The sequence below is a fragment of the Paenibacillus chitinolyticus NBRC 15660 genome, assembly GCF_000739915.1.
Classification (GTDB): Bacteria; Bacillota; Bacilli; order Paenibacillales; family NBRC-103111; genus Paenibacillus_F; species Paenibacillus_F chitinolyticus.
The window spans coordinates 405,642-430,755 of the sequence record NZ_BBJT01000005.1; the positions used below are offsets into that span (position 1 = coordinate 405,642).

Sequence of the window (25,114 nt, forward strand, 5' to 3'; positions counted from 1 at the left end):
CTTTTCCGGATGACAATTGTCACCTTCGCCTGCCGGACCCACCATGACACGCAAAAAAACCGGTTCCGAAACGAATCGGAAACCGGTTTGGTTCGTGCCCGCCAAGCGGACACGTTGTTTATTCGGTTAGGTCAGGCGGCCGGAATGGCGCTCGAAAAACTGCCGGAGTGCCGCGGCCCGGTGGCTGATCGCGTTTTTCTCTTCGAGCGGCAGCTCCGCCATCGTCAATCCCCGCTCCGGCAAATAAAACAGCGGGTCGTAGCCGAACCCGTCCGTGCCGCGCGGCTCCGCGATAATGACACCCTCGCAGGTCCCCTCTGCCTCGAGCGTGTCCCCGCGGAGCGGGTCGACCAGCGCCAGCGCGCAGACGAAGCGCGCGGTGCTGAGCACCTGCGGCGCAGCCGCATCCGCGGCCTCCGGCCCGTCCGGGGGGCCCGGCGCCCGTGCGGCCGCGGCCGAGACCGCGCCAAGCTCGCGCAGCAGCTTGGCGTTGTTCGCCGCGTCGGCGGCGTGCTCGCCGGCATACCGGGCGGAGTATACGCCCGGATCGCCGCCGAGCGCGTCGACGCACAACCCGGAGTCGTCGGCCAGCACCGGCAGGTTCAGCCTGCCTGCAATCGCCGACGCCTTGATCCGGGCATTCGCCGCGAAGGTCGCGCCGTCCTCGACGATGTCGGGCATATCGTCGAAATCGTCGAGGCTGCGCACTTCCTTGCCGAAGCGGGCGAAATAATGGGCAAACTCGCGCACTTTGCCCTTGTTGCGCGTGGCGATCACCACGACGCCGGAAGCGGAACGATCAGGCACGGGCACCCGCTCCGATCAGGCCGCTTACGCGTCCGAGCGCTTTTTTCTGCTCCTCGACCATGGTGTTGATGCCGCCCTCGGCCAAGGCCAGCAGGGTGTTCAGCTCCTCGCGCGAGAAAGGCGCCTCTTCTCCCGTCCCCTGTACTTCCACGAACTTCCCGGTTCCGGTCATGACCACGTTCATATCGACGTGCGCCTGGGAATCTTCCGTGTACATCAAGTCCAGCAGAGGTTTGCCGTTCACGATCCCGACGCTGACGGAGGCAAGGTAATCCGTAATCGGCAGCTTGCTCAGCTTGCCGTTCGCCACCAGCTTCTCCATGGCAAGCGCCATCGCGACGAAGGCTCCCGTGATGGAAGTCGTTCTCGTCCCGCCGTCCGCCTGGATCACATCGCAGTCGAGCGTCACGGAACGCTCTCCGAGCGCTTCCAGGTTAACGACGGAGCGCAGCGCGCGTCCGATCAGCCGCTGGATTTCCATCGTGCGGCCGCCGAGCTTTCCTCTGGCCGCTTCTCTCTGGTTGCGGACCTGGGTAGCGCGCGGGAGCATCGAATATTCGGCGGTTACCCAGCCTTTGCCCTGGCCTTTCATAAAGGGAGGAACGCGCTCTTCCACGGTTGCGGTACAAATGACTTTCGTCTCCCCGACTTCTATTAGAACCGAACCTTCGGCATGTTTGATATAGTGCGGCGTAATTTTCATCGGTCTTAGCTGGTCATTCTGTCTTCCATCGGCTCGCATTCTGTATCCTCCTGTACGATCATAGCATCCATTTCTATCCTTCCTATTGTAGCAAACAAAGGAGCCGAGCAAAAGCACCGCGGAATTCGACGAAAAAAGGGAGAGCTCTCCTCTCCCCTGAAACCTCCGCAAGGTCCGGCAATGCGGCTTTCCCGCCCTAACCTGCCGGACTCCCGCTAGGCGGAACCCTTTACAACTTTTCCGGGTTCGGGTTCAAATGAAGCGGCCGGGAGACGGGCTGGCTGTAGGTTTGGGAATCGGAGGTTTCCACCTTCGGACTGCCGTTTACCGTGATTTGAACTTTGGCGGCGTTCGTATTTTCCGTCAGAGACAAAATAACCGACTGGAGCCCGTCCGCTGGCGCTTTTTTGTTCTCGTCCAGAAGCTTGTCGGAGAAGTTTACCGTCAGCACCGTGTCCGACGTTTTCTTCACCTCCAGCACCTTCGCGGAAGCGTTCAATACCGGCTGGAGGCCCTTCGACGTGTTGGGGCCTTTCAAAAGTTCGTCCATGACCGTTTTGGCGACGTCATCGGTCCTTTTTACCAGGCGTGTAACCGGTACATAATATTTGCCGTTTTGAGCCGTAGCATTCGTGAAATAGAGCGTCACCGGCGTGGACTGGCCGTAATCGACCCCTTCCTGTTTCTCCAGGTTGATGCCGATTTTCCGCGAAAGCGGTTCGTCCAGCGGCGTGTGGGCCACCGGCATTTCCTTGAGCTCCTGCCCGTTTATTTTGATCTTCACCTGCTCGACGGATGAAAAACCGGTCATGGCCCAGGTGATCCCCTCCATGATTTTGCGTTCTTCCTTGGCGTCGTATTTTTTGAAGGCTTGGTTGAAATTGACCGTGGCCAGTTTATCCTTTATGTCCACCGTCAGCGTAGTCCCTTCGGGCAGCAGAGAGGCAAACCCGGCGGGAAGCTGGCTTTCTCCCGGTCCTTTGGCCACCATATATTCCAGCGTGGTCTTCGCCACCGACTGTGTCTTCGGCAAATCAAGGCTGACCGGAACGACGAAGCCTTTGGGGTCTTTCGCATAGACGGTCATTTTGGCGGTTTGCGACGTTTTGGCGCCTGCTTCCGCCCCGGTCCCCCCCGTACCGGTTCCCGTCTCCATCGCGGTTTCGGTACCGGGCGGCGGAGCGTCGATCGGTTTGGACTCCGACCCCCACATTCCGCACCCCGTCCCGAGAATTGCGATCGCTCCTGTCATGGCTGCCGCCTGAAGCCAGCGTACTTTTCTCAATTCCATCCCCTCCTGTTCGTATGTGCCCTTCGCAAAGGTTCGGCACGGCCTGAGCCCGCCGCCGGCAACGCCTTCTTTCGGGAGTTTCCTGCCGGTCCGGATGACGTTTGTCCTTCGTACTCCTATGTATACAGGGGGCCCTCTCACTTTATGCCCGAGTTGTCCAAAAAAACGGGACAATTTCCGGGCTTGTATCCCTTGCGTCCTCCTCTTTCGGAAGACAAATCCGTTCCAAGGCGATACTCTTTCCTAAAAAAAGGGTATACTAAGGTATCTGCTTTCATTTGACAACGGAGGAGAAGCCCAACGTGAAATATTCCCTGGATAGTGAAAAAGTAGCTTCGGCTACTTACGAGCTGCTTGAAAAAAGAGGCGTTCAAACGTCTCAGATCGCCGAACTGACTTATTTTTTGCAAAAAGACTATTTCGAATCGCTGACCCTGGAGCAGTGCCTCGCGAGCGTAGAATCCGTCCTGGCCAAAAGGGAAGTACAAAACGCCGTCCTGACCGGCATTCAGCTGGACATGCTTGCGGAAGAAGGCAAGCTGATCTCCCCTCTGCAAGAGATGATTCAGCATGACGAAGGCTTGTACGGCTGCGACGAGATCCTTGCCCTGTCGATCGTGAACGTCTACGGCAGCATCGGGTTCACGAATTTCGGCTATATCGACAAGCTGAAACCCGGCATCCTGAAAAAACTCAACGATAAAAGCACCTACGAAAAGCATACGTTTCTCGACGATATCGTCGGCGCCATCGCCGCTGCCGCAAGCTCCCGCATTGCCCACCGCAAGCAATCGGAAGCCGAAACGAAAGGCGACGCTCCCGGAAGCTGAGAGGCCTTTCTTAAACCCGGGGTATGCTCCCCTCTATGCGGCCCCAAACACCTCGCGCAGCGGGAAACGGCAAGCAGTGTAAAAAAGCGAACCGCTTATGTAGGAACGGAGTAGAGAGGACGAAAAGTCCGACAGGAGAGTTGTTTTCCGGCTCTCACTGCGGACGCTTCGAATTAGATCAACCGACACAAAAAGGGAACCGCCGTCACGGCGGTTCCCTTTTTCCTTTTTCATCGCAAGATGGCTGCGGCTTCCCCCTTGCCCGTTCCCCTTACATAGGCAGCATGCGGCTTCCCCTCCGGTCACCGGTACTTCCGGGCAACAATATATTCCGCCGCCGGAAGGAGCACGATGCCCAGCCCCAGTAAAATCAGCACAGCCATATTATCCCGTCCAAAAGCCAGTTTTTCCACTATACAGACGATCAGGGAAGCGGCAAGCATAATAAAATAGGCCGCTTTGGCGCTTACGAAAGTAATGTGCCTGCCCATCTCTTCCTCCTGGGTAATGCCTTCCCCGTCTTCCTTGTTCCCCCAGGTCAGAGCGCCGAACATCGCTGCCAGGGCAGCTGCTATGCTCGTTAATTCGCTGGTTCCGACCGGTTCTCCGGACGCGTACTTTTTAAGCGTAAATCCGATGACAACCAGTGAGGTAAGTCCGAAACCCGCGGCAATGAGCCGCTGCTTCGGTGTTTTCCGTCCGGTCACAGTTTCCGCCTCCTTGTATCCTGCTGGTTTACGTGTCTTTGTCTGCCTGGAACAACTCATCCACCGTGACGCCCAGCGTACGGGCCAGATGAAAAGCCAGTTGGAGACTCGGATCGTACTTGTTGTTTTCAATAGCGTTAATGGTCTGTCTGGACACGCCGCACGCTTTTGCGAGATCTTCCTGAGACAGCCTGATTCGTTTGCGCAGCTCATGAATCCGATTTTCCATAGCAGACTCCAATGTCAAAATGTTTTTACATCTTGATTGTAAAAAGAAGCGCTAGGAATGTCAAATAAGTACGCGGCGCATAAAAAACGGACCCCCTTACCGGAGAGTCCGCTGTATATTGTTAGTTCGGCATCCTCGTCTACCCTTCATCCCGCGCCTCGTACACGATCAGCCCTTCCCTCTCGCTCTGGGTCACCCGGCCTTCAACCGCGAGGCGAACCGTATGCGCGATCGTCTCCGCCATGGCGAAGCGGAGCTGATGCAGCGTGAGCCGGTCGCCGAACGTGTCGCGGCACAGCTCATACGCCGTCATCGGCTCATGAAGCTTGTCCGCCATGAGCTCAAGCCGCTCCTCGTGATGGCGGACAAGCTCTTCCGCCCGCCGGCCGAAGCCCGCGAAGGGCGACCGGTGGCCCGGGTACGCCATTTCGACGGGCAGCGGGGCGACGTCGCGTAGGCTGGCCATGTAAGCGCCAAGCGGGTCGTCTTCGACGCCCGGCATAAAGCTCACGTTCGGCGAGATCTGCGGCAGCACATGATCGCCGCAAAATATCTCCCGCGTCTGCGCGTCGTAGAAGCACAGATGCCCGGCCGCATGTCCGGGCGTCTCGATCGCTTCGTACGCCGTGCCGCCCAGACGCACGCGGTCTCCCGCCCGCAGCGCGGTCAGCTGCGGCTGCGGGGAAACGAGCGGGACGAAGCTGTCCATATGCTTCGCCAGCTCCCCGCACAGCGCGGCGTCCATGCCGTGCCGCACGAAAAGCCCGGTCAGCAGCGAAGTCATCGGCTGACCGTCGCCCCACAGGAGCCGCACCTGACCGATGCCGGTTTCCGACAGGTAAACCGGCGCGCCCGTGCGCTCCTGGAACCAGCCCGCCATCCCGTAATGGTCGGGATGGTGGTGGGTCAGCACGACCTGCGAGATGCGGTCGTACCCGAAGCCGAGCCCCTCCAGCGCTTCGTTCCACAGCGCCTCCGCGGCTTCCGTGCGCAGGCCCGGATCGATCACCGTCAGGCTCCCGTCCGGCTCCCGAAGCAGATAGCTGTTGACCCATCGCAGGGGAAAAGGCAGAGGGACTTTGATCTGCCAAAGCCCCTCCCGTAAAGCGATGACTGTTGTTGAATGACTCATTGCAGGCTTTCTCCTTCCCTTCCTCCGACAAAAATCATCCGGGGAGACGACTCCCGGTCGTAATCCTTTCCGTCATAGCTGCCGTAAATCCGTTCGACCCGCAAGCCCGCCGTGTAGAGCATATCGACAAAAGCCTCGCAGCTGTACAGGCGCACCTGTTCCGAATAATGCCGCGGGCCATCCTGATTATCCGTGATGCAAATTTGTTTGCGGACATACCCGTTCTCGATGGAGCGCGTCTCTTCTATAAAAAGGCCGTTCTCCTCGCGGCTTGAATGGGGAACGAGGTTCGTTTTGACATAAGCGGGATTTAAATAGTCAATAATAAATTTCCCGTCCGGCTGCAGAAGCCGTGCGATTTCCGACAACACCAGGCGGTTTTCTTCCTCCTGCTCGAAGTATCCGAAGGAAGTGAACAAATTGACCACGGCGTGAAAAGATTCCTCGCTCGGAACCCGCCGCATATCTCCGTGCAGCCAGGTTACCCGCTCCTCCGGGTCCTGCTTCCGCGCCTCCCCAAGCAGAGTATCCGACAAGTCGATACCCGTCACCGTATAGCCGAAATCGGCGAGCGCCAGCGAATGGCGGCCCATGCCGCAGCACAGGTCCAGCACACGGGCGCCTTCGGGTAGATGAAGCCAGTTCATCATCCGTTTGACCTCGGCGTAAGCTCCTTCGAAATTGCGGTGTTTGTACACCAGCAGATAGTCTTTTCCGAAGCTTTCCCGGTACCACGCGCTTTTAACTTTCATGCCCGCATCCTCCCGATCTTTTTTTAGTACGGATTATAAATAAGCTGCCGGTTTCTCAATCGAACCAGCCTTTGCGCTTAAACCAGACATACATGGCAAACCCGATTCCGAACATAATCAAAAGAACAATAAAATAACCGTAGTGCCAATGAAGTTCGGGCATGTTGTCAAAGTTCATTCCGTAAATTCCCGCGAGAAACGTCAGCGGCATAAATATCGTCGTGATGACAGTCAGCGTTTTCATAATGGTATTCATCCGGTAAGAATTCAATGAAATGAAATTTTCCCGCATGTCCGCGGTGGTGTCCCGGATCGAATCGATCATTTCGGCCAGCTTCAGCAGATGATCGTAAATGTCCGCATAATAAATCTTCTGCTCGCGCTCGTTCGGCAGCTTGTCCGAATTGACGACCCGGTAGAGCAGGTCGCGCATCGGGATGATCGTCCGCCTCAGATGCGCCAGCTTGGAGCGGATGTCGAAAACGCCGCGCATAAGCGCGTGAATGGACGTGCCTGTCTGGTCGGAATCGAAATCGTTCATTTCGTCTTCCAGCATATGTATACAAGGAAAGTATTCATCCACAAGCATGTCCATGACGAGATAAGCCCCGAAGGAAGAGCCTCTTTTCCAGTTGTCCGGTTCGGCTTGGAGCTTCTGCCAGGCGTCGTCGACCTCTTTGAGCTCGGTGAAGTGGAAAGATACGAGGAATCGGGGACCGACGAAAAGATCGACCTCATCGGCTTCCAGCGTTTGCGGATGAATCGCGTGCAGAACGAAAAAATGGACATCCTCATAGTGGTCCATCTTCGGCCTCTGCAGAAGATGAAAGCAGTCTTCAACCGCAAGCGGATGAAAATGAAAATGGGTGTCGAGCAGCATAGCCTCTTCGTGAGTCGGATTGTTGAAGTCTACCCAGTACCAGTCGATAGAATCTCCGCCCAGCTCCTGCAAAGGCAGGTCCAAAACCAGTTCTCCGCTGCGGGTAACAGCGACCGTGCGAATCATAAAGGTCCTCATTTCGTCCGTGATCAGGGTGAAAGCATTGGGTATATCGTACCATGTTTTGCCTGGAAACAAAACGGTGCCTGGCGCGAAGCGATTGGAGCCGGCCTCCTAGACTGCTTAGAGATTCGGCAGGGACAGCCGCTCCTTCGAAAACCGCAGCCATTCGCGGGCGGCATAAGATAAGTAACCCTCTTTGCGCCAAATCATAACAAGATGCCACGGAATCCGCGGAGAAACCAGGGTGATCGTGGCCACTTTGTCCGGACTCAGCTTGCGGCAGATCGTTTCGGGCAGCAGGGCGACGCCGAGGCCCGCTTCCGCCATCCCGCTCAGAAAATCCCACTGGGAGCTTTCGTAGATGACATCGGGCTTGAATCCCGCCTGAATGCAGGCTGCGGGAATGCTCTCGTGCAGGGTGAAGCCTTCGCGGAACATAAGGAACTTCTCGCCGCTGAGCTCCACAAGACGGACGGTCTGCCTGCGGGCGAGCCGGTGCCCGTGATGCACGACAAGCCGGAGCTCTTCCTTGACGAAGGTAAACATGTCGAAGCGCTCCGCATCGACGGGAAGCACCGCGACGCCCAGATCGAGGCTCCCGCTCTCCACCTCGCGTTCGATCGTGCGGGCCCCTTCCTCGATCAGCCGGATTCCGATCCGGGGATACAGCTTATGGAAGGCGGCGATCAGCTCCGGGAAGAAGGGCGCACCGGTCATCGGCGGCAGGCCGATCCGGATTTGCCCCTTGCGCATGGAAGTCACGTCCGCCAGATCGACAGAGAGATTTTCCAGAGAGCGGACAATCTGCTGCGCCTGGATCATGACGGCTTCGCCCGCATCCGTCAGAACAATCTGACGGGCCGTACGGTCGAACAGCTCGACGCCGAGCTCTTCCTCCAGGATGCGGATCATTTTGCTGATCGTGGGCTGAGTGACGTGAAGGGCTTCCGCCGCTTTGGTGAAGCTTCTGCGCTTAGCCGTCTCCAGAAAATATTGCAGATGCCTAACGTCCAAGTCATCGTCTCCTTTATGCGACTGCATTGGTTCCCCTTCCATAGAGAAAAGGAATGAAAACCATTCGTTATATGTATTTTACCTATCCTTGTCCCCTGCGTATACTCGAAATTATGGAAGGGGATTATTCGGATGAACAAACAACCCGCACCACCTTTAAGCGGTCCGCATAAAAAACAAAATTTCGTTTGGCCGCCGGACCGGTTTGCTCCGGTTCACGTCCGGCGGGCGCTCGTCACCTGCGGTCAGATCGTCCTGCTGATCGCGTTCGCCTATCTGGGACGTCTCGTGTCCGAGCGGCTTCACCTGCCGGTGCCGGGAAGCATCGTCGGCATTCTCATCGTTTTCGCTGCGCTCCACTTCGGCTGGGTCCGCTTGGAATGGGTCGAGAAGGGCGCCGATTTTCTGCTCTCGAAGCTGCTGCTCTTCTTCGTCCCGCCCGCCGTCGGCATTTTGGAATATAAGGAAATGTTCTCGGTATCGGGAAGCCGGTACCTGCTCATTATCATTATCAGCACGTTCTTCGTCATGGCCAGCACGGGGCTCGTGGCGGAATATCTTGGACGCAGACGCGCCGGCAAAGACAAGAAGGAGGAAGCCTCCTTATGACCGGAACCGGACTTCTGTACCTGCTGATCACCATCGTCGTCTTCTGGGCGGCCAACCGGTTGTACCGGAAAACAGGCAAAGCCTACCTGTCGCCACTCGTCGTCGCGCCGGTTCTGCTTATCGCCGGTCTGTTCTTCACCGGTACGCCGGTCGAAGCCTACAACGCCGGCACGAAGCCGCTGACGGATCTGCTGCAGCCCGCCACCGTAGCGTTCGCGATCCCGCTGTACCGCCAGTTCAAGCTGCTCCGCAAGCACGCCATCGTGCTTGTGGCGGGCGTGCTGTGCGGCTCCGTCGTCGCCGTGCTCACGTCGGTGCTGCCTGCGGGCTGGATTCACGCCAGCCCGCAGATGATCGAGAGCGTGGCGCCGCGCTCCATCACGACTCCCATCGCCATGGAGGTGTCGCGTTCGCTCGGCGGCATTCCTTCGGTCACGGCCGTGTTCGTGGTCGTGACGGGCATCTGCGGCTCGGTGATCGGGCCGCTGGTCATCCGCTCGCTGCGCATCCGCAGCGGCATCTCGCGGGGCCTGCTGCTCGGCATGGGCGCCCACGGGGCCGGCACGAGCAAGGCACACGAGCTCGGCAGCGAGGAGGGAGCCATCGCCAGCGTCGCGATGATCCTGGCCGCGCTGTTCTCGCTGGGGCTGATCCAGCCGATCATGGCGCCGTTTCTGTGACGGCGGCGCCGGTTACAGACCGATTCCTACGGGAGGCGGTCTGTTTTTGTTCCGGCGGCGGGCGGGTGACCGGCAGCGGCGTCTTTTCCTTGCGGGCGGGTGGCCCTCAAAGGGGTTTTCCCGCAAGCGGAGCGGCAGAATGCGCCGTAAGCCGCAGCGGGCTGTCTGTGCGGCCGCTTCCTTCGCGGCCGGGATCGTCAAGCGTGCAGCGTTTCCTTCTGCGGAAGGAACAAAAATAACCTCTCTCATGTAAACCACGAGAGAGGTTATTTCGCAACGTTCGTCAGAGAGCGGCAAATGCCGCGCCCGAATCGATCCTACCGGTCGACGCGGTAAACATTTCCGGTTACCGTTGCCGTTTTGCCGTATTTATTAGACACGACGATCGTATACGGATTGGCGCCTTTTTTCAGATCCAGCCATTCCGAAAAAGATCCGTCATAAGAAGAACTATAAATTTTGCGGTCATTCAAGTAAACTACCGGATAGCTGTCGTTCTTATCCGTTACGGTTCCCGAAATCGTCATGTAACTGAGCGTCGTGCTGCCCGGATGATAGCTGACCTGAATAATAGGCGCACCGGTTTCCAGGGTGACCGTTCTGGTCAAGGTCGTACTTCTTCCCGTTGAATTGGTCGCTTCGAAAATGAGCGTGTTCTCTCCTTCCGACAACGTGATTTCTTCGGAGAATGATCCGCTGGCGTAGGAGGTGTAGTACACTTTCTTCCCGTTAATCTTGAGAGTCGGCATGCTGTCGTTCTTATCCGTTACATACCCGGAAACCGTCAAAGTTTTAGAGGCGGTTTTCTCGGGGGTTGCATTCAGCTTCAAGGTCGGCCCGTTGACGTTAAAGGTCACTTTTCTGGTCACGACCGTCACTTTTCCGTTCTGGTTCTCCGCCTTGAATGTCAGCGTGTTCTCGCCTTCTTCCAATCTGACGGACTCACTGAAAGAACCGCCGTACATATATACTTTCTTGTCGTTGATATACAAGATAGGATAGGAATCGTTGGCATCCTTAACGGTACCCGACACCTTGATCGAAGCGACCTGCGAGCTGTCCGGAATGGAGTTTACTCTAAGCTCGGGACCACCGGAGCTAAAGGTGACTTTCTTCGTAACGACGGTTTCTTTTCCCGCTTCGTTTTCCGCTTTAACGGTGAACGTGTTTTCGCCTTCCGCCAGCTTTACCTCTTTGGAGAAGGTGCCGTCCCAACTGCTGACGTACATTTTCTCATCGTTGAGATAGACGGTCGGGTACGAATAATTGGTATCCTTTTTCACCTTGCCCGAAATGGTCAGAGACCCCTTCGTAACCGTGTCCGGCGTGTTGTCTACCTTCAAGTCCGGACCGTTCACCTGGTACGTTACTTTCTTGGTCACGGTTGTCGTTTTTCCGCTCGGAAGCTTGGCCGTAATCCGGATCTCGTACGTTCCTTCCTTCTCCAGACGGTAGCCTTCCTTAAAAGAGCCTTCATCGGTCGATACCGCCTTGTCGTTGATCTGAACCTTGGCGTCGCGATGTGTTTTGCCCGAAACATAGAACGTGCCGCTTTCCGTCTTCTCCGGTACGGTCACTTCCAGGGAAGGGCCGTCGGCCTGATCCTGAGCGGAAGATTTAATGACCCGGAAAAGAAGAGTGGCTACCTCCGCCCTTGTGATGGGCTTCTGCGGTCTGAACGTGCTGTCCTCGTAGCCGCCGATCAACTGCTTTTCCGTCGCAATGGCGACATAGTCCCGAAGGTTATAGGAAATTTCGTCCACATCGCTGAAATTTCTTCCGAGCGTACTGCTGCTCCGCAGATCGTCAGTCGTGTAACCCATCGTTTTGACGAGCGCAACGGCAACATCTTCACGAGTTGCCTTGGTATCCGGGCTGAAGAACGGCTTGCCTTTCGGCGGATAATAGCCGGTCAAAAATTCTTTCGTGGATTCGACGTAACCGAACGACCACTTGTCCGGATTCAAATCCGCAAAGGTCGGCTCGGCCGGTGTTTGCAGATTGATCGAGAACGTCAGGGCGATCAGCTTGGCAAACTCTTCACGGGTGATGGATTTCTCCGGTTTAAAAGAGGAATCCTCATAGCCGCTGATGATGCCTTTCTTCGCCATATCGTAGATAGCGTCGTTCGCCCAATGATTGTTTACATCAATGAAAACGATATTCTGGTTAATCGTCCCGCCGTTCACGGCCTGATTCTGGAGAACCGTTTCCGCGTGCACCAAAGGACCGACTTGAAGCAAGCAGACGATCATCATTAAACTCAACAGTTTATGTAAGTGTCTCATAAAAATGCCTTCTTTCCCGAATGAATAGTATGACATGGCTGCCCGTTTCTGTCGGGCTCGTTTCTCTTCTCCTTCTGAATTCATATAGGTAATTGCTCCTATATTATATAGCCTAGAGGGAAAAATTTGTATATATTTGTTTGATTCGTCCTTTAATGACTACTACTAAAGAACTAATTTTCTTGCCGTATGAATGGTTTTTCACATGGAAAAGTCAAAAAAACGCCCCCTCCCGGAGACGTTTCATTTTTCGCCTATACAACTAATTGCTTTCCCGCTTATTTACCGCTCAAAGTAAAGTAATAGTCGTGCAGATCCAGCCAATCCCGCAAATCTCCGAAGCCTTCCGCATCCAGCGTTCCGGGCTCGTAGGGATTCTCAGCGGACTTCTTCGCGATATAAACGTACCGGTCGTTCTCGCCGAGAACTTCTGCGCCCGCTGCCGTTTTCTTCACCTCGGGCCAGTCCTCTTTCTTGTACACTTCGATCCGGGCCGCCACGTCGTGCAGACGGTGCAAATTCTCATCCTGGACCATATAGTGGATCAGCGTCAGCGCCTGCGCCCGTTTATCCAAACGGCCCTCTTCGATGGACGTTTTCACGTTTTCCTCCGGTATGACGCTCACCACCACATTCTCCAGCCATCTCGGAACCCGGAATCCGTATCCGTATTTCTCAAGCATGGCCTCGTCCTCTGCGGAAAATTCCATGTAAGGCTTGTTTTTCAGAAAGATCTTATTGTTCGTGCCGTCCCAAGTCACACTCAAATCAAGCCGCTGCGCAAGATCGCGGAGAGGCAGGTACGTGTTGCCTTCGTACGTAATAGGGACCAGATCGCTCCCCTGCTCATCTTTCAGCGCAAACGTATAACCGTTCAAATCCACCTGCAAATCCGGGTTTAAAAAAGCTTTGATCTCCTTCAGATTGCTCGTCGCGTAAGCGCCGGCCGTAACGCCGACCAGCAGCGCCGCCGTCATTCCCGCTGCCACCCATCTTTTCCGCATGGCTTGAATCTCCTCCCTAAATGCCCTCCAGAACAGTTTACAACAGGGACGACCGGGATTTGTTACAAACGATTATCAAAATCGGGATGAGGGATCACGGGTATTAAAACAGCCCTGTTCCCGCCTATTTTTCCCACGCCATCGCACCATTGGTAAGCGCCCTTCATACACTAAGTTGACTGTATCCCTTACCCTTGTAATTACTCCAAAACCCGAGCAAGGAGGGATGACAACTTGAAGGGCAGCGACCATAAAAACAAATTCTTACTCACAAATCGTGAACGCGAAGTCTTTGAATTACTCGTACAGGACAAAACGACGAAGGATATCGCACAGCAGCTTTTTATCAGCGAGAAGACCGTGCGTAACCATATCTCGAATGTCATGCAAAAATTGAATGTAAAAGGTCGTTCACAGGCGGTAGTCGAGCTAATCAAGCTCGGGGAGCTAAAAATCTGACGCAGCCACCCTTGCCAGGGCACAGAAAACCTTCCGATCATCCTTTGGGGATAACGGAAGGTCTTTTCTTGTTTGGGGGTGGTTTTTTGGGGAAGCACTATACACGGATCGCCCTTTGGTCCCAAAATAGATTGTTCAAAAAGACATGGAAATCGTAATTTTCTGCTGTTAAAGGAGTATCGTTTGTAAGAGTCTTCTTACCTGTGTACTTTTTAGCTGCATGTCCACAATCATTAAAAATAGTGATAAATCAAGAGGCGGTAGACTATGAGAAAAATTTTTATGTCAGCTTTATTTTTGGTTATTTTGTGTGCTGGTTACCTTACAACGACAAGCGATCATTTGCAATATTGACAAAACAAACATGAATTGGTGTAATCCTCCTCACGTTTTTGTAAACGGTTATCTTGAATATAGAAAAAAGGGAGAGTGAAAGAATGTCCGCTCAACAACATTATTTAGTCAACATAGTTCCCTACAGTTCTGACTGGTCTGTGGAATTTGAAAAAGAGAAAGAGCGATTGCTTGGAATACTGGCTCCACACATCGCTGCCATTGAACATACCGGGAGTACTTCAATACCCAATCAAGGCGCAAAGCCCATTATCGATATTTCCGCTGCAGTTCATACGTTGCTTGATAAGCAAATCTATGAAAACCTGCTTAGCAATTCAGGCTATCGTTATATTGGAGCCTTCAAGACCGGGCGACACTTCTTTGTAAAAGAACACGCAGGAGCACGTACGCATCATTTGCATATCTTTCCGCTTGAAGGATTTTACGAAAGAAATGAACTACTATTTCGCGATTACCTTCGTGCCCATCCTGATTTCGTAATAGAGTATGGGGAACTAAAACGAACGTTGGCTGAACAATATCCTTCAGATCCTGAAGGTTACACGCGGGCAAAAACTGACTTTATCCAACGTGTTGTTGACTTGGCGCGAACAGAGCGAGGACTTCCTCTTCAAAACGTATGGGTTGATTAGTTCGTCTTTTTAGTACAGCGCCGGTTGAATCGTATTGGCCTAAATGATCCATAAAAAAGAAGGACGAATTATTCCATTGTCCTTCTTTTTTATGATTGCTTATTTTTTGTAACGTAACCCGTACTTATCGAATATATGCATCTTTGCTACCTAGAAGCAAATGGCATTTCACGACTTGTACAATGTCCTTACATTTGTGCATTTTTCTTCGACAGAGGAGTTGGGACATATATTGTTTCCCCTATTTTCTCGAGACCGTACTCACTTTTGAAAATGGCGCCAATGCCCACGGTCCACTGCTGATGGCGGTTAGCTCTTACCCATTTTCAGGTTCATTCGCAATATTCGGCTTGATATTCCCCTTATCGAGAATTGAAGCTGCGAACTAGAACACATATGAAGAGCCTCTACCCGGCTGAATTCCGGACAGAAGCTCTACGTTATTCACGACTATACTTTAATATCAATACTATTCTTGGGTATCGTAAGCGCGCTCTTCTGCTGTTGACCCATATTCAGAGAAGAAATGAAGCTGTTCCAGTCCTCTAGATTCGCATCTCGTACCTGGTTTGCAAATTCAAGCTTGGCCTTTGGACCTACATCCCCTTGCATACTCGGTGCTGATATGAGGCTGTGATGCAGACTATTGAAGGCGTTCATCAGGCCACTGAGAAGATCTTCCGGCTTCTGATTCAATAATCCCTTCATGCTCTCCCACATGATCGTTCCTACAGACTTCTTGGCATTAAGGTCTTGTAGATGGGCGCTGTACTTTCGCTTTATTTCCAATGACATTTCTTGATGTGAAGCAAATTGTTTGCGGAAGGAAGGCGTTGAGATAAGAGAGAATTTATAGTCGTCATATTCTGCGATTCCCATCTTGGTACTCATTGCCTTATCTACGGACTGCGTGAGCTGCTCCTTAATCGCTGACGACATAGGCGATTGTTGCAAATAAAGATCCAGCTTGAGACGTGCGGTCCCTAAATTGTTAGCCATCCATTCCGTATCAAAAGTAAACGTGTTCATAGCTTTAGCTGTTGTGTGTACCAGTGCATCGAATACTCCTGCTACATCACGGTAACTAATATCTTGAAAAGAGGTAGATTCTCCTACAGAGGCTTTACTTGCCTCCTCCTTCAGTAAATCCCGAAAGTCTGTAATCCCCTTGCCGCCTTGTTCCATGATCTGCTTCCACTGGTCCCCCTGCTCCTCCTGTAACTTGCCCAGAAGCCGGGACTGTTCCTGTAGCATATTCTTAATACGATCGGTCAACTCATCCTTGTCGAAGATCGGCTTATAGGTGGAGAGGAACTCTCCTTGTGTCTCCTTGCTACCTCCAAAAATAGAATCATTTTCAAAATTCAAATATTGAGACAAAGTGCTCGCTGTTGTCTGCGCGATATCCTCTATTTTGAGTTGAACTTGCTTATCGTATTGCTCAAGATGCTGACTCAATTCGTCTCCTGTGTAACGCTGAAGCAGTAGATCACGCTCATATGCGCTTTTTACCAGAAACCCGCTTACATCATCCAGAAAATTCTTTGAGTAGTCCGTACCTTGAACTGATGTAAATTCCCTTCCAACAATCCACTGGCCTCCCAATGCACGAAGCTCTTGTTGTCCTTCATCAATCACACTCGGGGTGTACATCTCTACTGCATCAGAAGCATTGTTACTTGCAGGGACAAGCACTTTAGTAGCAAGCTGGTTATTCTTTGCTACTATAGTGCTTGGAGTTGATGATGCGTAAATACCATTCGTTTGCATCGCGGACCTCTCTCTTCATTGAAGTATATGTTATTTGTAATATATCGGCGTAATAAGTAAATAGTTAACTCCGATTCCAAAAATAATTCATTAAGTTTCATTGCAGTCCTACATAAAGTCATTCAAAATGTTCTTCATATTGGCGGGGGGCAGTCTGGTAATATTGGTTAATTCCTCCCCGGTACGCTGTAAAGCGCATTGTTAAGTAGTTGACTTATTTTCTCGTCGTCTAGCCCGAATGCGGTACGAATACGCCTTTCGACGCTATTCGAAATCGGCTTCGCATTCGTTTCGATCTTTGCAAGTAGTGCGCGTGAAATCCCGACGATTTTAGCAAGTTGTACTTGGTTCATTTGCGTGTTCGCCCGGATAAGGCGGACTGTATCACTGTTCAATTGCATTCATTATGTCACCTCGCGTTATACAATTTGTGACGCTACGGGTAAATAAAAAGACGTGAACCCCGAACCCGTAGGAGTACACGTCTTGTCATATATACAGTTATACTAGTTGTGACTTTAACAAGAAGTCGAAGTATTATTTTTAACCCCGAATGCTGCTTCGAACATTTCGTCTGATAGCGAATAAGTCACCGTTCGGCTATTCTGAATTTCTTCAATATCCGCCTTTTCTTTTGCGGTTAATGGGCGTTCGGATTTACGTCTACGTTCTCGGTCTGCATCGCCGAAATCCTTTTCCCATTCCTCACCCCAATTAAAGGATTTATGCTCGACGTCTTCCTTAACGACCTGGGGTAAGTGTATATTGTTGTCGTTGGCATTTTCCGAAGGAATAGATAGATAAGAAAGCTTGTCCTTTCTTTCTTCTTTTATTGGTTCTTCTTCTTGGTTCTTCTTAAATACTGGTTCTTCTTTGTGTGAAGCTGCGACAACATCCAAGACGTTGAAATTGTACACGTTATTCGTACCGTTTTTCAACATTAGCGCGTGCTTTTCTTCAACGTGTATTTCGCTAACGTGCGATTCTTTAACGTCAATACTTTTAACGTCTTTAGAATCGCGCCCCATTGATACGCCGCAAGCCATGTTGACTTTATATACAGACTGTTTCCCAACGCCACCGCCTGTGCGATTTCTCCACGCTCGTTCAAGGACAGGTGTACCGTCGTCAAGCTTCGTTTCTAACAACGTGCGGATACGCTTAATTACGGTGAAGCGGGTAACACCCATCATTTCGGCAAGTGTTTCTTGCGTCGGATAGCATACGCCGTCTTCGTCCATAAACGAAGCGATCGTTGCAAGCGTTGCAAAACCGTCTGCCCCGATCTTGGCGATTATGCCGCCGCGAACCGCCAAAACATCAACCTTGAAGAAAATACGCTGCTCGTCGTGCCGTTTGTTTCGTAGTTCATTAGTGTTCATTTGATTGTCCCCCATTGAATGTAGTTTCGTTGCGCTTGTCTTGCGCAAATCAATATGTCGCCGGGGGAATGCGTTGTGTGACGAATGAAGTGAAGAATTGTTAACGTTATAGGAAAGTCACGTTGTAGGGAAGCGGGCGGGGGACACGCTGAAACCGTCAAAACCGCGCCGTTACTGGGTTTTAACTATGCGTGTTACAAAACATATTACGAATGTCATGCAAAAGTTGAATGTAAAAGGTCGTTCACAGGCGGTAGTCGAGCTAATCAAGCTCGGGGAGCTAAAAATCTGACGCAGCCACCCTTGCCAGGGCAAGGAGTATCGTTTGTAAGAGTCTTCTTACCTATGTTCTTTTTAGTTGCATGTCCACCAGCATTAAAAATAGTGACAAATCAAGAAGGCGGTAAATTATGAGAAAAATTTTTATGCCAGCTTTACTTTTGGTTATTTTGTGTGCTGGTTACCTTTTTTGGTCAGGAACAGCTCAATACACGATTTCGCCAGAAGGATATCCCGTCCCACGTAACGCCGTTCTCAAAAAAACCATTCCGGATTCAGCAGGCACAATACACGTTTATACAGCTCCGGGCATTCATCAGACAGATGGCTTGAAAAACAGCTCTAAGAGACAAATTGAAAAACATGGCTGGACTTATGCAGGGGATCTAAGTGCGGGCGCAACTTACATGTTTAAAAAATCAGACGGAACCTTATTGAATGTTTCTATTTACGAAGGCGAGTTCTCCATTTGTCAATTACAAAAGTGACCGGATGATAAATTCCCTGAATTTAATCCGTCATCCTCCATTAATCTTTAAATTGCTTACTCTTTTTATTTTTCGAAATATATTTACTTATCTTTTCAACGATCCAGCCCACACCGAAACAGATAACTAGGCAAATCACGAAAAAATAAAAACTAACAGGTCTTTCGACGTAAGAGGCGGCTATTGTTATGAGGATGGCGATTAGCACACTATATATTAGGTCTTTCATAATATCAAAACCTCCTTGCGATAATCGAATTAATCAGCCCATCCTCCGTTATTTATTTCTTATTTGTGCTTTCACTTGAATGGTCTTTTCTTTTTGCTTTTAAAAATTAAATCCATCCCAACCACCAAAATCAGTATAAAGACAGAATGGATGAAAGGTTTAAGGAAACTGGAATCGTCATAAATAAAGTAAGCTACTATAAAGTTAAGGATAAAAGTAATAAAATAGGTCAAAAGTTAATCAACTCTCCTTCTCAGAACCCAGAGTCCTCATTTTAGCAACTAAAGCTTCAGCCTCTTTTTGCAATTCCTCTACCGTGATCTTCCCGATGTCATAATCCCTGTAAGCCTCATCTCCGTGATGCAGATGCTCGACCCAGGCATCTAACAAAGCACGATAGGTTTCATCCAGATGACGGAGATTACCTGTGGACCCCACATAACCTTTTCCAGCTATAAAAGTCTCGAACCTTACAGCGTATCCGCGCAAATTGCTGCATTCCGGTAGTAAATGTACAATTCCGTCGTAATCCACAACCAGAACATGGTTAACTTCGTCATCGCCATTTTCCAGAACGTTCGCAACTTCCTTTTTCGTGAAGAAAATATTTTGGGGAAGGGACGTGCGATGCTGCCTGATGTTGAAAGCGGGTGATCCGAACGAATAGGTTTCAGACTCGTTATAAATTTTTTCATCATCCACGTAAACCACGGGGTTGTTTTTCATCCATTGTTCGGCAAGATCGTAATCCTCAAACACCGCATCCCCCTCTTGTATGGATAAGTTTTGTTCGACCTCTTTAAATGTGCCGTCCTTTTGAAGACGATGGGTGTACACATATACTTTTCTAATATCTATAGTAAACACGACCATGACAGATTAGTTCATCTCCTCCATGTTAACCTTTCTTCGGTCAAGTATGCGCACCCTTGCTCCCCGTGATGCCCTGCCGCTTTGATAATTCCGGTTGATTTGTTATTTTATCAAGTTCGGGTTTTCATCATGTTTGTACTTAGGCAGATTTCCATATTGATCTCGGGCTGCCTCTAGTTGAATCCACTTGTCCCCGTTATGGGTGTACACATAAGTTACGCCGGGTTCATCTTTAAATTTAACATAAACGGGATACGCAGGCGTTTTACTATGCTTCCCTTTGATACTTAAAATCTCCTCATCGGCATATTTCCTGGACTCAATGAGATACTTTCATAGTTCTTTTTACGGCGTTCGGGATATGGTTCCGCATGATTTTCTCCCTGCTAAAAGTTGACAGCCATGGATGAGAGAAAAAAGGCGGGAAACAGCAGTTTTGCAAGCGGCTGCTTAAAACGATCATAACGTCTCTTTTTCGGTATGTTTGTGAAGAATCAGGTTCCCGCGAGCATCCCTGGTGGGAGGAGTTTGAATGTACTTCTCGTCCCTGTATATGTAGAGATACGTGACATCGGGTTCGTCCGCGAATTTTACATAGATCGGATATCTCGGCGTCTTGCTGATCTTTGCCTCAATGCTGAGGATTTCCTTCTCTTCGTAGTGTTTCGTTTCCGTTAAATAAGCCAAAATTCCTCTTTCGAGGTTATAAAGGGTGTACCGGGAATAAGCAAAGGGGGAAAGCGCAAGCAGCAGGATAACGATCCCGATGATCAGAGAGGATTTTTTGAGCCGGACACAAGGCATGAATTTCACCGCTCCTTTTCGCCAAATACGGCCAGGTTCAGGATACTATCATGCTACTGGCATACCCAAACAATGTCAAATATTGGATAACCCCTTATTCCTCCTTCCACTTGCTGTCTATTCAAAATTTCAATTAAAAAAAGCCCCCCGGTCCATAACCGGGGAGCTTCACCCAACCGCTCACGCGATTGGCTTTACGCCTGCAAAAACTCAATGATCAGACCCGCCGTCTCCTCGATGGCTTTGTCCGTCACGTCAATGACCGGGCAGCGGAGCCGCTTCGCAATGCTGATGGCATGCTCCAGCTCCTCGTTGATCCGGTTCATGGTGGCGTACTGGGAGCCGAACGGCAGTCCCAGCGTCTTCAGCCGCTCGATCCGGATCTTGAACAGCTTCTCCGCGTTCATGGTGAGGGCCACGATGCGGCTGCCGGGGAACTCGAACAGCTCCTTCGGAAGCTTCACTTCGGGCACGAGCGGGAAGTTCGCGACTTTGTAGCCTTTGTGCGCCAGGAAGATGCTGAGAGGCGTCTTCGAGGTGCGGGACACGCCGATGAGTACGATGTCGGCTTTCATCATCGAAGTCGTATCGCGCCCGTCGTCGCATTTGACGGCGAATTCAATGGCCTCGACCCGCCGGAAATAGGCGTCGTCAAGTTCGTGCATGAGGCCGGGCTTACGACTCGGCGCCCCGTCGAACGTGTCGATGTACGCCTGCATCATGGGCCCCATGATGTCGATGGCGCGGACGCCCAGGCGGATCGCCTCTTCTTTCATCATTTCCCGCAGTTCAGGCTGGACGAGCGTGTAAGCGACGAAGCCGCCTTCGCGGTGCACTTCCTCCATAATCTCGCGGATTTCATCTTCATGCTTAATATGCCCGATGCGCCGCATCTTGACATTGTGGCCGTTAAATTGGCGGATTGTGGCGCGTACGACCGTCTCCGCCGTCTCTCCGACAGAATCGGAGCAGATTGTGATCGTTTGCTGCGCCTCATGTGCATCCTGAACCATCCGGTATGTGTTCCCCTTCCTTACCACTTCCTGGCTGCGTCGAGCAGCACTTTGGTCATTGTTGTTTTGGAGATGCGCCCTACCACTTCCAGAGACGGCGTATCGCTGCCGTTCTCATGCGGCACGACCACAGGCAGCATATCGACCTGGTTCTCCGCCATCTTACGGGCGGCTTCGATGACGTCGTCATCGGGAGTCACCGTAACAAGCTGCGGCTTGCGCGTCATGACCAGCGAAACCGGCATGGAGGCGGCCGCTGGGTTGCCCAGTGTCACTTTCAACAGGTCTTTCGGCGAAATGACGCCAAGCAGCATGCCTTCTTCATCCGCTACGACCAGACCGCCCACGTTATCTACAAAAAGGGCGACGACGGCGTCGCCCACGGTAGCGGTTTTGCGTACGATGACAGGCATGGACTGCACCTGTTTGACTTTCAGTTTCAGCCCGCCCGCCTGTTCTTCGCGAAACGACTGGTTCGGAAAATAACCGACCTTCGGCTTCGCGTTGATATGGCCGAGCATCACCAGAAGAGACAGATCCGAACGAATGGTCGGACGGCTTACGCCAAGCTGTTCGGCAATCTGCTCCCCGGTTATGGGCGCTTGCTTATGAATGAGTTCCAGAATTTCCATCTGGCGCTGAGACAGCTGTATGACTCTCACTCCTCACGGGCGGATTCCCGCAGGTGAATCGGGTATATCTCCATGATATATAAAATGCGGTCAGGATACAATCCTTTGCTGCCCGGCGGCGGCTTCTTCCGCGGCGATCTCGATCTCGGCCTGCGCGGCCGCTATACGGGCGAGCGGCACGCGGTAAGGGGAACAGGACACGTAATCGAGGCCGGTTTCCCGGCAGAACCGGATCGACTTCGGATCGCCGCCGTGCTCGCCGCAGACGCCGGTTTTGAGCTTCGGCTTCGCGGCGCGCGCGCGGGTAACGGCCAGTTCGATCAGTTGGCCGACGCCGTCGCGGTCCAGCACCTGGAACGGATTGTCCGGCAGCAGCTTGCTGTCGACGTAATGCGTGAGGAACTTGCCCTCCGCGTCGTCGCGGCTGTATCCGAACGTCATCTGCGTCAGATCGTTCGTGCCGAACGAGAAGAAGTCGGCATGCTGCACGATCTGCGGCGCGGTCAGCGCGGCCCGCGGCACCTCGATCATCGTGCCGACGCGGTAATTGACCTGGGCCTGCAGGTCGCCGAGCATGCTGTCCGCGACCTCGTCGACCAGCCCGCGCATGATGCGCAGCTCGTTGGCGTGACCCACGAGCGGGATCATGATTTCCGGCGAGACGTCGACGCCGTCGTTCAGGCAGGCCAGGGCCGCCCCGAAAATCGCTTCGATCTGCATGCTGTAGATTTCGGGGAACAGAATGCCGAGCCGGCAGCCCCGCTGCCCCAGCATCGGGTTCACCTCGTGCAGGCCGCGGACTTTGCGGATCAGGAACTCCAGCTTCTGCAGCTCGGCATCCGGACCGGAAGCGCCGGACCGCGCGGCGGTAAGCTGCGCATGGCGGGCCACAAGCTCCTCCAGGTTCGGGAGAAACTCGTGCAGCGGAGGGTCCAGCAGCCGGACCGTCACGGGCAGGCCGGCCATCGCGCGGAAGATGGCGTCGAAATCTTCCTGCTGCATCGGCAGCAGCTTCTCCAACGCGGCACCGCGGGCCGCATCCGAGTCGGCCAGAATCATCTCCTGGACGATCGGCAGCCGCTGCGGCGAGAGGAACATGTGCTCCGTGCGGCACAGGCCGACGCCTTCCGCTCCGAAGCTGCGCGCTTTCGCAGCATCTTCGGGATTGTCCGCGTTGGCGTACACCTTCATCTGCCGCACGTCGTCCGCCCACTCCAGCATCAGCTGAAGCTCGGCGGACATATCCGCTTCCTTGAGCGGCACTTCGCCGATCATGACGCGCCCCGTGGCGCCGTCGATCGTGAGCCAGTCGCCTTCGCGGATCGCCGTCCCGCCGATGGAGGCCTGCTTCTCTTCGCTGTCGATGGCCAGCAGCTCGCAGCCGCACACGCACGGCTTGCCCATGCCGCGCGCCACGACCGCCGCATGGCTCGTCATGCCGCCGCGGGACGTCAGCACGCCTCGCGCGGCGAGCACGCCGTGGATATCTTCCGGCGTCGTTTCCGTCCGGACGAGAATGACGGCTTTGCCCGCACGCGCCCAGGCGTCGGCTTCGTCCGCCGTGAAGACGGCCTGTCCGCAAGCCGCCCCCGGCGATGCCGGAAGGCCCGTCGCCAGCGCCGCAGGAGCTTCGCTTTCATCCAGGCTCGGATGAAGGAGCTGATCCAGGTGCGAAGGCTCTACGCGGAGCAGCGCCTCTTCCTTCGTCAGGATGCCCGCCTGGACAAGCTCCACGCCGATTCTCATGGCCGCTTGAGCCGTTCTTTTGCCGTTGCGCGTCTGGAGCATGTAAAGCGTCCCGTTTTCAACGGTGAATTCGATGTCCTGCATATCGCGGTAATGCCGCTCCAGCAGCTCCGCCATCCCTACAAGCTTGTCGTAAACGGCGGGCATGTCCCCCGCCAGCTTCGCGATCGGCTGCGGCGTGCGTACGCCCGCGACGACGTCTTCCCCCTGCGCATTCGTCAGATATTCGCCGAACAGGACTCTCTCTCCCGTGCTCGGATTGCGTGTAAACACAACACCCGTGCCGCTTTCTTCGTTAAGATTGCCGAATACCATGGCCTGGATGTTGACGGCGGTTCCCTGTTCGTCGGGGATTCCGTTCAACCGGCGGTAAATTTGCGCGCGCTGGTTGTTCCAGGAGCGGAAAACCGCTTCGACGGCCAGCCGGAGCTGCTCGTAAACGTCCTGCGGAAACGGGACGCCCGCTCTTTTCAGAATTAGCGCTTTATACGTGCCGATCAGCTCCTGCCAGTCCTGCGCCTGAATATCCTGGTCGGATTCCGTTCCGGCAGCCTGTTTCAGCGCGTGAAGTTTTTTCTCGAACCAGGCTCCCTCGATTCCGAAAACGACGCTGCCGAACATTTGGATCAGACGGCGGTAGCAGTCATAGGCGAAACGCGGATTTTTGGTGGCGGCGGCCAAGCCTTCCACCGTATCGTCGTTCAGGCCGAGGTTTAGAATCGTATCCATCATGCCCGGCATGGACGTGACCGAACCCGAACGGACCGAGACGAGGAGCGGCGAAGCCGCGTCCCCGAAACGCTGTCCTTTGCTCTGTTCAAGCTCCGCCATCGCTTCGCGCACTTCCGCGAGCAGACCGTCCGGCAGCCGGCTTTCTATATAGTAAGCTCTGCAAGCTTCCGTAGTCAGAGTGAACCCCGGGGGAACGGCAAGCCCCGCCCGGGTCATTTCGGCCAAATTGGCGCCCTTGCCGCCAAGAAGTCCCGCTAGTGATTGATTTCCCTCATAAAAGTGCATCAGCCATTGCTTGCTCATTGTGTCCCACTCCCTCTTTGTCTACGGCTGCCCGGCAGGCGCCATCTTTACATTGCGTGTAATACAAGGTCACTTTCTCCGTATCCAATTCCCCTACGATCTCGTTGCACCATTTGCAGAGCAGAGTTCCCAGCATGACGTCCGATTTCGCCTTGCTCATTGTTTTTCATCGCTCCTCTGTGATTGGTTGTTGGTTCTTAATGAAGATATATGACGTCATAATCCCGTTCATGATGAAATCCCTTTCATTCTTTTTAGAAAGAGGAAAGTTCGTCCCATCGTGAGCATAACATGCAGCATTTAGGCTGCACATTTCAAAATAATCCTCAAACAAGGATTGATTTCACTTATTTTATATCATATATT

26 protein-coding genes and 1 pseudogene are annotated in these 25,114 nt (G+C 52.9%); 7 read left to right on the plus strand and 20 right to left on the minus strand.

Annotation, left to right across the window (positions count from 1 at the left end; genetic code table 11):
* Window positions 1-126: 126 nt before the first annotated feature.
* The 3 genes from PCH01S_RS15060 to PCH01S_RS15070 form a co-directional block, all read right to left on the minus strand.
* Window positions 127-807: a non-canonical purine NTP pyrophosphatase gene (locus PCH01S_RS15060; RefSeq protein WP_042230569.1), complete on the minus strand. Its 681-nt coding sequence runs from the start codon at window positions 805-807 to the stop codon at window positions 127-129.
* Complete coding sequence (gene rph, locus PCH01S_RS15065) at window positions 800-1,549, minus strand: ribonuclease PH (RefSeq protein WP_042230571.1); 750 nt, start codon at window positions 1,547-1,549, stop codon at window positions 800-802. The genes PCH01S_RS15060 and rph overlap by 8 nt, the downstream gene beginning before the upstream one ends.
* A gap of 190 nt (window positions 1,550-1,739) precedes the next feature.
* A complete protein-coding gene (locus PCH01S_RS15070) occupies window positions 1,740-2,795 on the minus strand; it encodes a GerMN domain-containing protein (RefSeq protein WP_042230573.1) in 1,056 nt (351 codons plus the stop codon).
* 308 nt (window positions 2,796-3,103) lie between these two features.
* On the opposite strand from PCH01S_RS15070, the gene PCH01S_RS15075 reads away from it, so the two are divergent.
* Entirely contained in the window at window positions 3,104-3,631 is a 528-nt protein-coding gene (locus tag PCH01S_RS15075; protein ID WP_042230575.1) for a phosphatidylglycerophosphatase A family protein, read from the plus strand.
* A 302-nt stretch (window positions 3,632-3,933) separates the two neighbouring features.
* On the opposite strand, the gene PCH01S_RS15080 is transcribed toward PCH01S_RS15075, so the two are convergent.
* The 6 genes from PCH01S_RS15080 to PCH01S_RS15105 form a co-directional block, all read right to left on the minus strand.
* Window positions 3,934-4,338, minus strand: coding sequence for a hypothetical protein (locus PCH01S_RS15080; RefSeq protein ID WP_042230577.1), 405 nt, complete (start codon window positions 4,336-4,338; stop codon window positions 3,934-3,936).
* Window positions 4,339-4,366: 28 nt separating this feature from the next.
* Window positions 4,367-4,567, minus strand: a complete 201-nt coding sequence (locus tag PCH01S_RS15085; RefSeq protein ID WP_042230579.1) for a helix-turn-helix transcriptional regulator — start codon at window positions 4,565-4,567, stop codon at window positions 4,367-4,369.
* A 139-nt stretch (window positions 4,568-4,706) separates the two neighbouring features.
* Window positions 4,707-5,699 carry an MBL fold metallo-hydrolase gene (locus PCH01S_RS15090; RefSeq protein ID WP_042230581.1) on the minus strand — a complete coding sequence of 331 codons (993 nt, stop codon included), beginning with the start codon at window positions 5,697-5,699 and terminating at the stop codon, window positions 4,707-4,709.
* Window positions 5,696-6,451, minus strand: a complete 756-nt coding sequence (locus PCH01S_RS15095; protein WP_042230582.1) for a class I SAM-dependent methyltransferase — start codon at window positions 6,449-6,451, stop codon at window positions 5,696-5,698. Before PCH01S_RS15095 ends, PCH01S_RS15090 begins: the two co-directional genes overlap by 4 nt.
* A gap of 55 nt (window positions 6,452-6,506) precedes the next feature.
* Window positions 6,507-7,457: a magnesium/cobalt transporter CorA gene (corA, locus tag PCH01S_RS15100; protein WP_042230711.1), complete on the minus strand. Its 951-nt coding sequence runs from the start codon at window positions 7,455-7,457 to the stop codon at window positions 6,507-6,509.
* A 117-nt stretch (window positions 7,458-7,574) separates the two neighbouring features.
* The gene (locus PCH01S_RS15105; RefSeq protein ID WP_042230713.1) at window positions 7,575-8,468 is read right to left on the minus strand and encodes a LysR family transcriptional regulator; all 894 of its coding nucleotides are present in this window, start codon (window positions 8,466-8,468) and stop codon (window positions 7,575-7,577) included.
* Between the two features lie 132 nt (window positions 8,469-8,600).
* Between PCH01S_RS15105 and PCH01S_RS15110 the strand changes: the two genes are divergently transcribed.
* Entirely contained in the window at window positions 8,601-9,077 is a 477-nt protein-coding gene (locus PCH01S_RS15110) for a CidA/LrgA family protein (RefSeq protein ID WP_042230584.1), read from the plus strand.
* Window positions 9,074-9,757 carry an LrgB family protein gene (locus PCH01S_RS15115; protein WP_042230585.1) on the plus strand — a complete coding sequence of 228 codons (684 nt, stop codon included), beginning with the start codon at window positions 9,074-9,076 and terminating at the stop codon, window positions 9,755-9,757. The genes PCH01S_RS15110 and PCH01S_RS15115 overlap by 4 nt, the downstream gene beginning before the upstream one ends.
* 317 nt (window positions 9,758-10,074) lie before the next feature.
* On the opposite strand, the gene PCH01S_RS29335 is transcribed toward PCH01S_RS15115, so the two are convergent.
* Both PCH01S_RS29335 and PCH01S_RS15130 read right to left on the minus strand, forming a co-directional pair.
* Complete coding sequence (locus PCH01S_RS29335) at window positions 10,075-12,045, minus strand: S-layer homology domain-containing protein (protein ID WP_053228721.1); 1,971 nt, start codon at window positions 12,043-12,045, stop codon at window positions 10,075-10,077.
* Between the two features lie 278 nt (window positions 12,046-12,323).
* Window positions 12,324-13,049, minus strand: a complete 726-nt coding sequence (locus tag PCH01S_RS15130) for a stalk domain-containing protein (protein ID WP_042230590.1) — start codon at window positions 13,047-13,049, stop codon at window positions 12,324-12,326.
* A gap of 234 nt (window positions 13,050-13,283) precedes the next feature.
* Between PCH01S_RS15130 and PCH01S_RS15135 the strand changes: the two genes are divergently transcribed.
* Both PCH01S_RS15135 and PCH01S_RS15140 read left to right on the plus strand, forming a co-directional pair.
* On the plus strand, window positions 13,284-13,508 hold the full coding sequence (locus PCH01S_RS15135) for a helix-turn-helix domain-containing protein (protein ID WP_009672290.1): 225 nt from the start codon (window positions 13,284-13,286) through the stop codon (window positions 13,506-13,508).
* Window positions 13,509-13,945: 437 nt separating this feature from the next.
* On the plus strand, window positions 13,946-14,497 hold the full coding sequence (locus PCH01S_RS15140) for a GrpB family protein (RefSeq protein ID WP_042230592.1): 552 nt from the start codon (window positions 13,946-13,948) through the stop codon (window positions 14,495-14,497).
* Between the two features lie 450 nt (window positions 14,498-14,947).
* On the opposite strand, the gene PCH01S_RS15145 is transcribed toward PCH01S_RS15140, so the two are convergent.
* Together PCH01S_RS15145 and PCH01S_RS15155 are read right to left on the minus strand one after the other, a co-directional pair.
* Window positions 14,948-16,267 (minus strand): hypothetical protein, encoded by a 1,320-nt coding sequence (locus tag PCH01S_RS15145; RefSeq protein WP_042230595.1) that lies wholly within the window; start codon window positions 16,265-16,267, stop codon window positions 14,948-14,950.
* Window positions 16,268-16,785: 518 nt separating this feature from the next.
* Window positions 16,786-17,649, minus strand: a complete 864-nt coding sequence (locus tag PCH01S_RS15155; RefSeq protein WP_042230599.1) for a helix-turn-helix domain-containing protein — start codon at window positions 17,647-17,649, stop codon at window positions 16,786-16,788.
* Between the two features lie 193 nt (window positions 17,650-17,842).
* Between PCH01S_RS15155 and PCH01S_RS29815 the strand changes: the two are divergent.
* A pseudogene (locus PCH01S_RS29815) lies at window positions 17,843-17,941 on the plus strand (LuxR C-terminal-related transcriptional regulator); the annotation flags it as partial.
* Window positions 17,942-18,059: 118 nt separating this feature from the next.
* Window positions 18,060-18,416, plus strand: a complete 357-nt coding sequence (locus PCH01S_RS15160; protein ID WP_042230601.1) for a hypothetical protein — start codon at window positions 18,060-18,062, stop codon at window positions 18,414-18,416.
* A gap of 469 nt (window positions 18,417-18,885) precedes the next feature.
* Here the strand turns inward: PCH01S_RS15160 and PCH01S_RS15170 are convergent, their stop codons facing one another.
* The 7 genes from PCH01S_RS15170 to PCH01S_RS15195 all read right to left on the minus strand — a co-directional run bounded on the left by PCH01S_RS15170 (window position 18,886) and on the right by PCH01S_RS15195 (window position 24,908).
* Window positions 18,886-19,518, minus strand: a complete 633-nt coding sequence (locus PCH01S_RS15170) for a hypothetical protein (protein ID WP_042230604.1) — start codon at window positions 19,516-19,518, stop codon at window positions 18,886-18,888.
* A 102-nt stretch (window positions 19,519-19,620) separates the two neighbouring features.
* Window positions 19,621-19,842, minus strand: coding sequence for a DUF3139 domain-containing protein (locus tag PCH01S_RS29820; protein ID WP_084706610.1), 222 nt, complete (start codon window positions 19,840-19,842; stop codon window positions 19,621-19,623).
* Between the two features lie 135 nt (window positions 19,843-19,977).
* The gene (locus tag PCH01S_RS15175; RefSeq protein WP_042230605.1) at window positions 19,978-20,322 is read right to left on the minus strand and encodes a DUF3139 domain-containing protein; all 345 of its coding nucleotides are present in this window, start codon (window positions 20,320-20,322) and stop codon (window positions 19,978-19,980) included.
* Between the two features lie 194 nt (window positions 20,323-20,516).
* The gene (locus tag PCH01S_RS15180; protein ID WP_042230607.1) at window positions 20,517-21,335 is read right to left on the minus strand and encodes a pyruvate, water dikinase regulatory protein; all 819 of its coding nucleotides are present in this window, start codon (window positions 21,333-21,335) and stop codon (window positions 20,517-20,519) included.
* A 20-nt stretch (window positions 21,336-21,355) separates the two neighbouring features.
* Entirely contained in the window at window positions 21,356-21,997 is a 642-nt protein-coding gene (locus tag PCH01S_RS15185) for a helix-turn-helix transcriptional regulator (protein ID WP_129112533.1), read from the minus strand.
* Between the two features lie 60 nt (window positions 21,998-22,057).
* Window positions 22,058-24,748, minus strand: a complete 2,691-nt coding sequence (gene ppdK / locus PCH01S_RS15190; protein WP_042230610.1) for a pyruvate, phosphate dikinase — start codon at window positions 24,746-24,748, stop codon at window positions 22,058-22,060.
* Window positions 24,717-24,908 carry a GapA-binding peptide SR1P gene (locus PCH01S_RS15195; protein WP_042230612.1) on the minus strand — a complete coding sequence of 64 codons (192 nt, stop codon included), beginning with the start codon at window positions 24,906-24,908 and terminating at the stop codon, window positions 24,717-24,719. The genes ppdK and PCH01S_RS15195 overlap by 32 nt, the downstream gene beginning before the upstream one ends.
* Window positions 24,909-25,114: the final 206 nt, after the last annotated feature.

What these genes read in the sequence shown, in the direction of transcription:
- corA (WP_042230711.1), bottom strand. Translation starts at nt 7,457, where the DNA reads ATGATTCGCACGGTCGCTGTTACCCGCAGCGGAGAACTGGTTTTGGAC.
- PCH01S_RS29335 (WP_053228721.1), bottom strand. Translation starts at nt 12,045, where the DNA reads ATGAGACACTTACATAAACTGTTGAGTTTAATGATGATCGTCTGCTTG.
- PCH01S_RS15090 (WP_042230581.1), bottom strand. Translation starts at nt 5,699, where the DNA reads ATGAGTCATTCAACAACAGTCATCGCTTTACGGGAGGGGCTTTGGCAG.
- PCH01S_RS15180 (WP_042230607.1), bottom strand. Translation starts at nt 21,335, where the DNA reads ATGGTTCAGGATGCACATGAGGCGCAGCAAACGATCACAATCTGCTCC.
- PCH01S_RS15195 (WP_042230612.1), bottom strand. Translation starts at nt 24,908, where the DNA reads ATGAGCAAGGCGAAATCGGACGTCATGCTGGGAACTCTGCTCTGCAAA.
- PCH01S_RS15115 (WP_042230585.1), top strand. Translation starts at nt 9,074, where the DNA reads ATGACCGGAACCGGACTTCTGTACCTGCTGATCACCATCGTCGTCTTC.
- PCH01S_RS15130 (WP_042230590.1), bottom strand. Translation starts at nt 13,049, where the DNA reads ATGCGGAAAAGATGGGTGGCAGCGGGAATGACGGCGGCGCTGCTGGTC.
- PCH01S_RS15140 (WP_042230592.1), top strand. Translation starts at nt 13,946, where the DNA reads ATGTCCGCTCAACAACATTATTTAGTCAACATAGTTCCCTACAGTTCT.
- PCH01S_RS15085 (WP_042230579.1), bottom strand. Translation starts at nt 4,567, where the DNA reads ATGGAAAATCGGATTCATGAGCTGCGCAAACGAATCAGGCTGTCTCAG.
- ppdK (WP_042230610.1), bottom strand. Translation starts at nt 24,748, where the DNA reads ATGAGCAAGCAATGGCTGATGCACTTTTATGAGGGAAATCAATCACTA.
- rph (WP_042230571.1), bottom strand. Translation starts at nt 1,549, where the DNA reads ATGCGAGCCGATGGAAGACAGAATGACCAGCTAAGACCGATGAAAATT.
- PCH01S_RS15160 (WP_042230601.1), top strand. Translation starts at nt 18,060, where the DNA reads ATGAGAAAAATTTTTATGCCAGCTTTACTTTTGGTTATTTTGTGTGCT.
- PCH01S_RS15110 (WP_042230584.1), top strand. Translation starts at nt 8,601, where the DNA reads ATGAACAAACAACCCGCACCACCTTTAAGCGGTCCGCATAAAAAACAA.
- PCH01S_RS15145 (WP_042230595.1), bottom strand. Translation starts at nt 16,267, where the DNA reads ATGCAAACGAATGGTATTTACGCATCATCAACTCCAAGCACTATAGTA.
- PCH01S_RS15095 (WP_042230582.1), bottom strand. Translation starts at nt 6,451, where the DNA reads ATGAAAGTTAAAAGCGCGTGGTACCGGGAAAGCTTCGGAAAAGACTAT.
- PCH01S_RS15170 (WP_042230604.1), bottom strand. Translation starts at nt 19,518, where the DNA reads ATGGTCGTGTTTACTATAGATATTAGAAAAGTATATGTGTACACCCAT.
- PCH01S_RS15155 (WP_042230599.1), bottom strand. Translation starts at nt 17,649, where the DNA reads ATGAACACTAATGAACTACGAAACAAACGGCACGACGAGCAGCGTATT.
- PCH01S_RS15175 (WP_042230605.1), bottom strand. Translation starts at nt 20,322, where the DNA reads ATGCCTTGTGTCCGGCTCAAAAAATCCTCTCTGATCATCGGGATCGTT.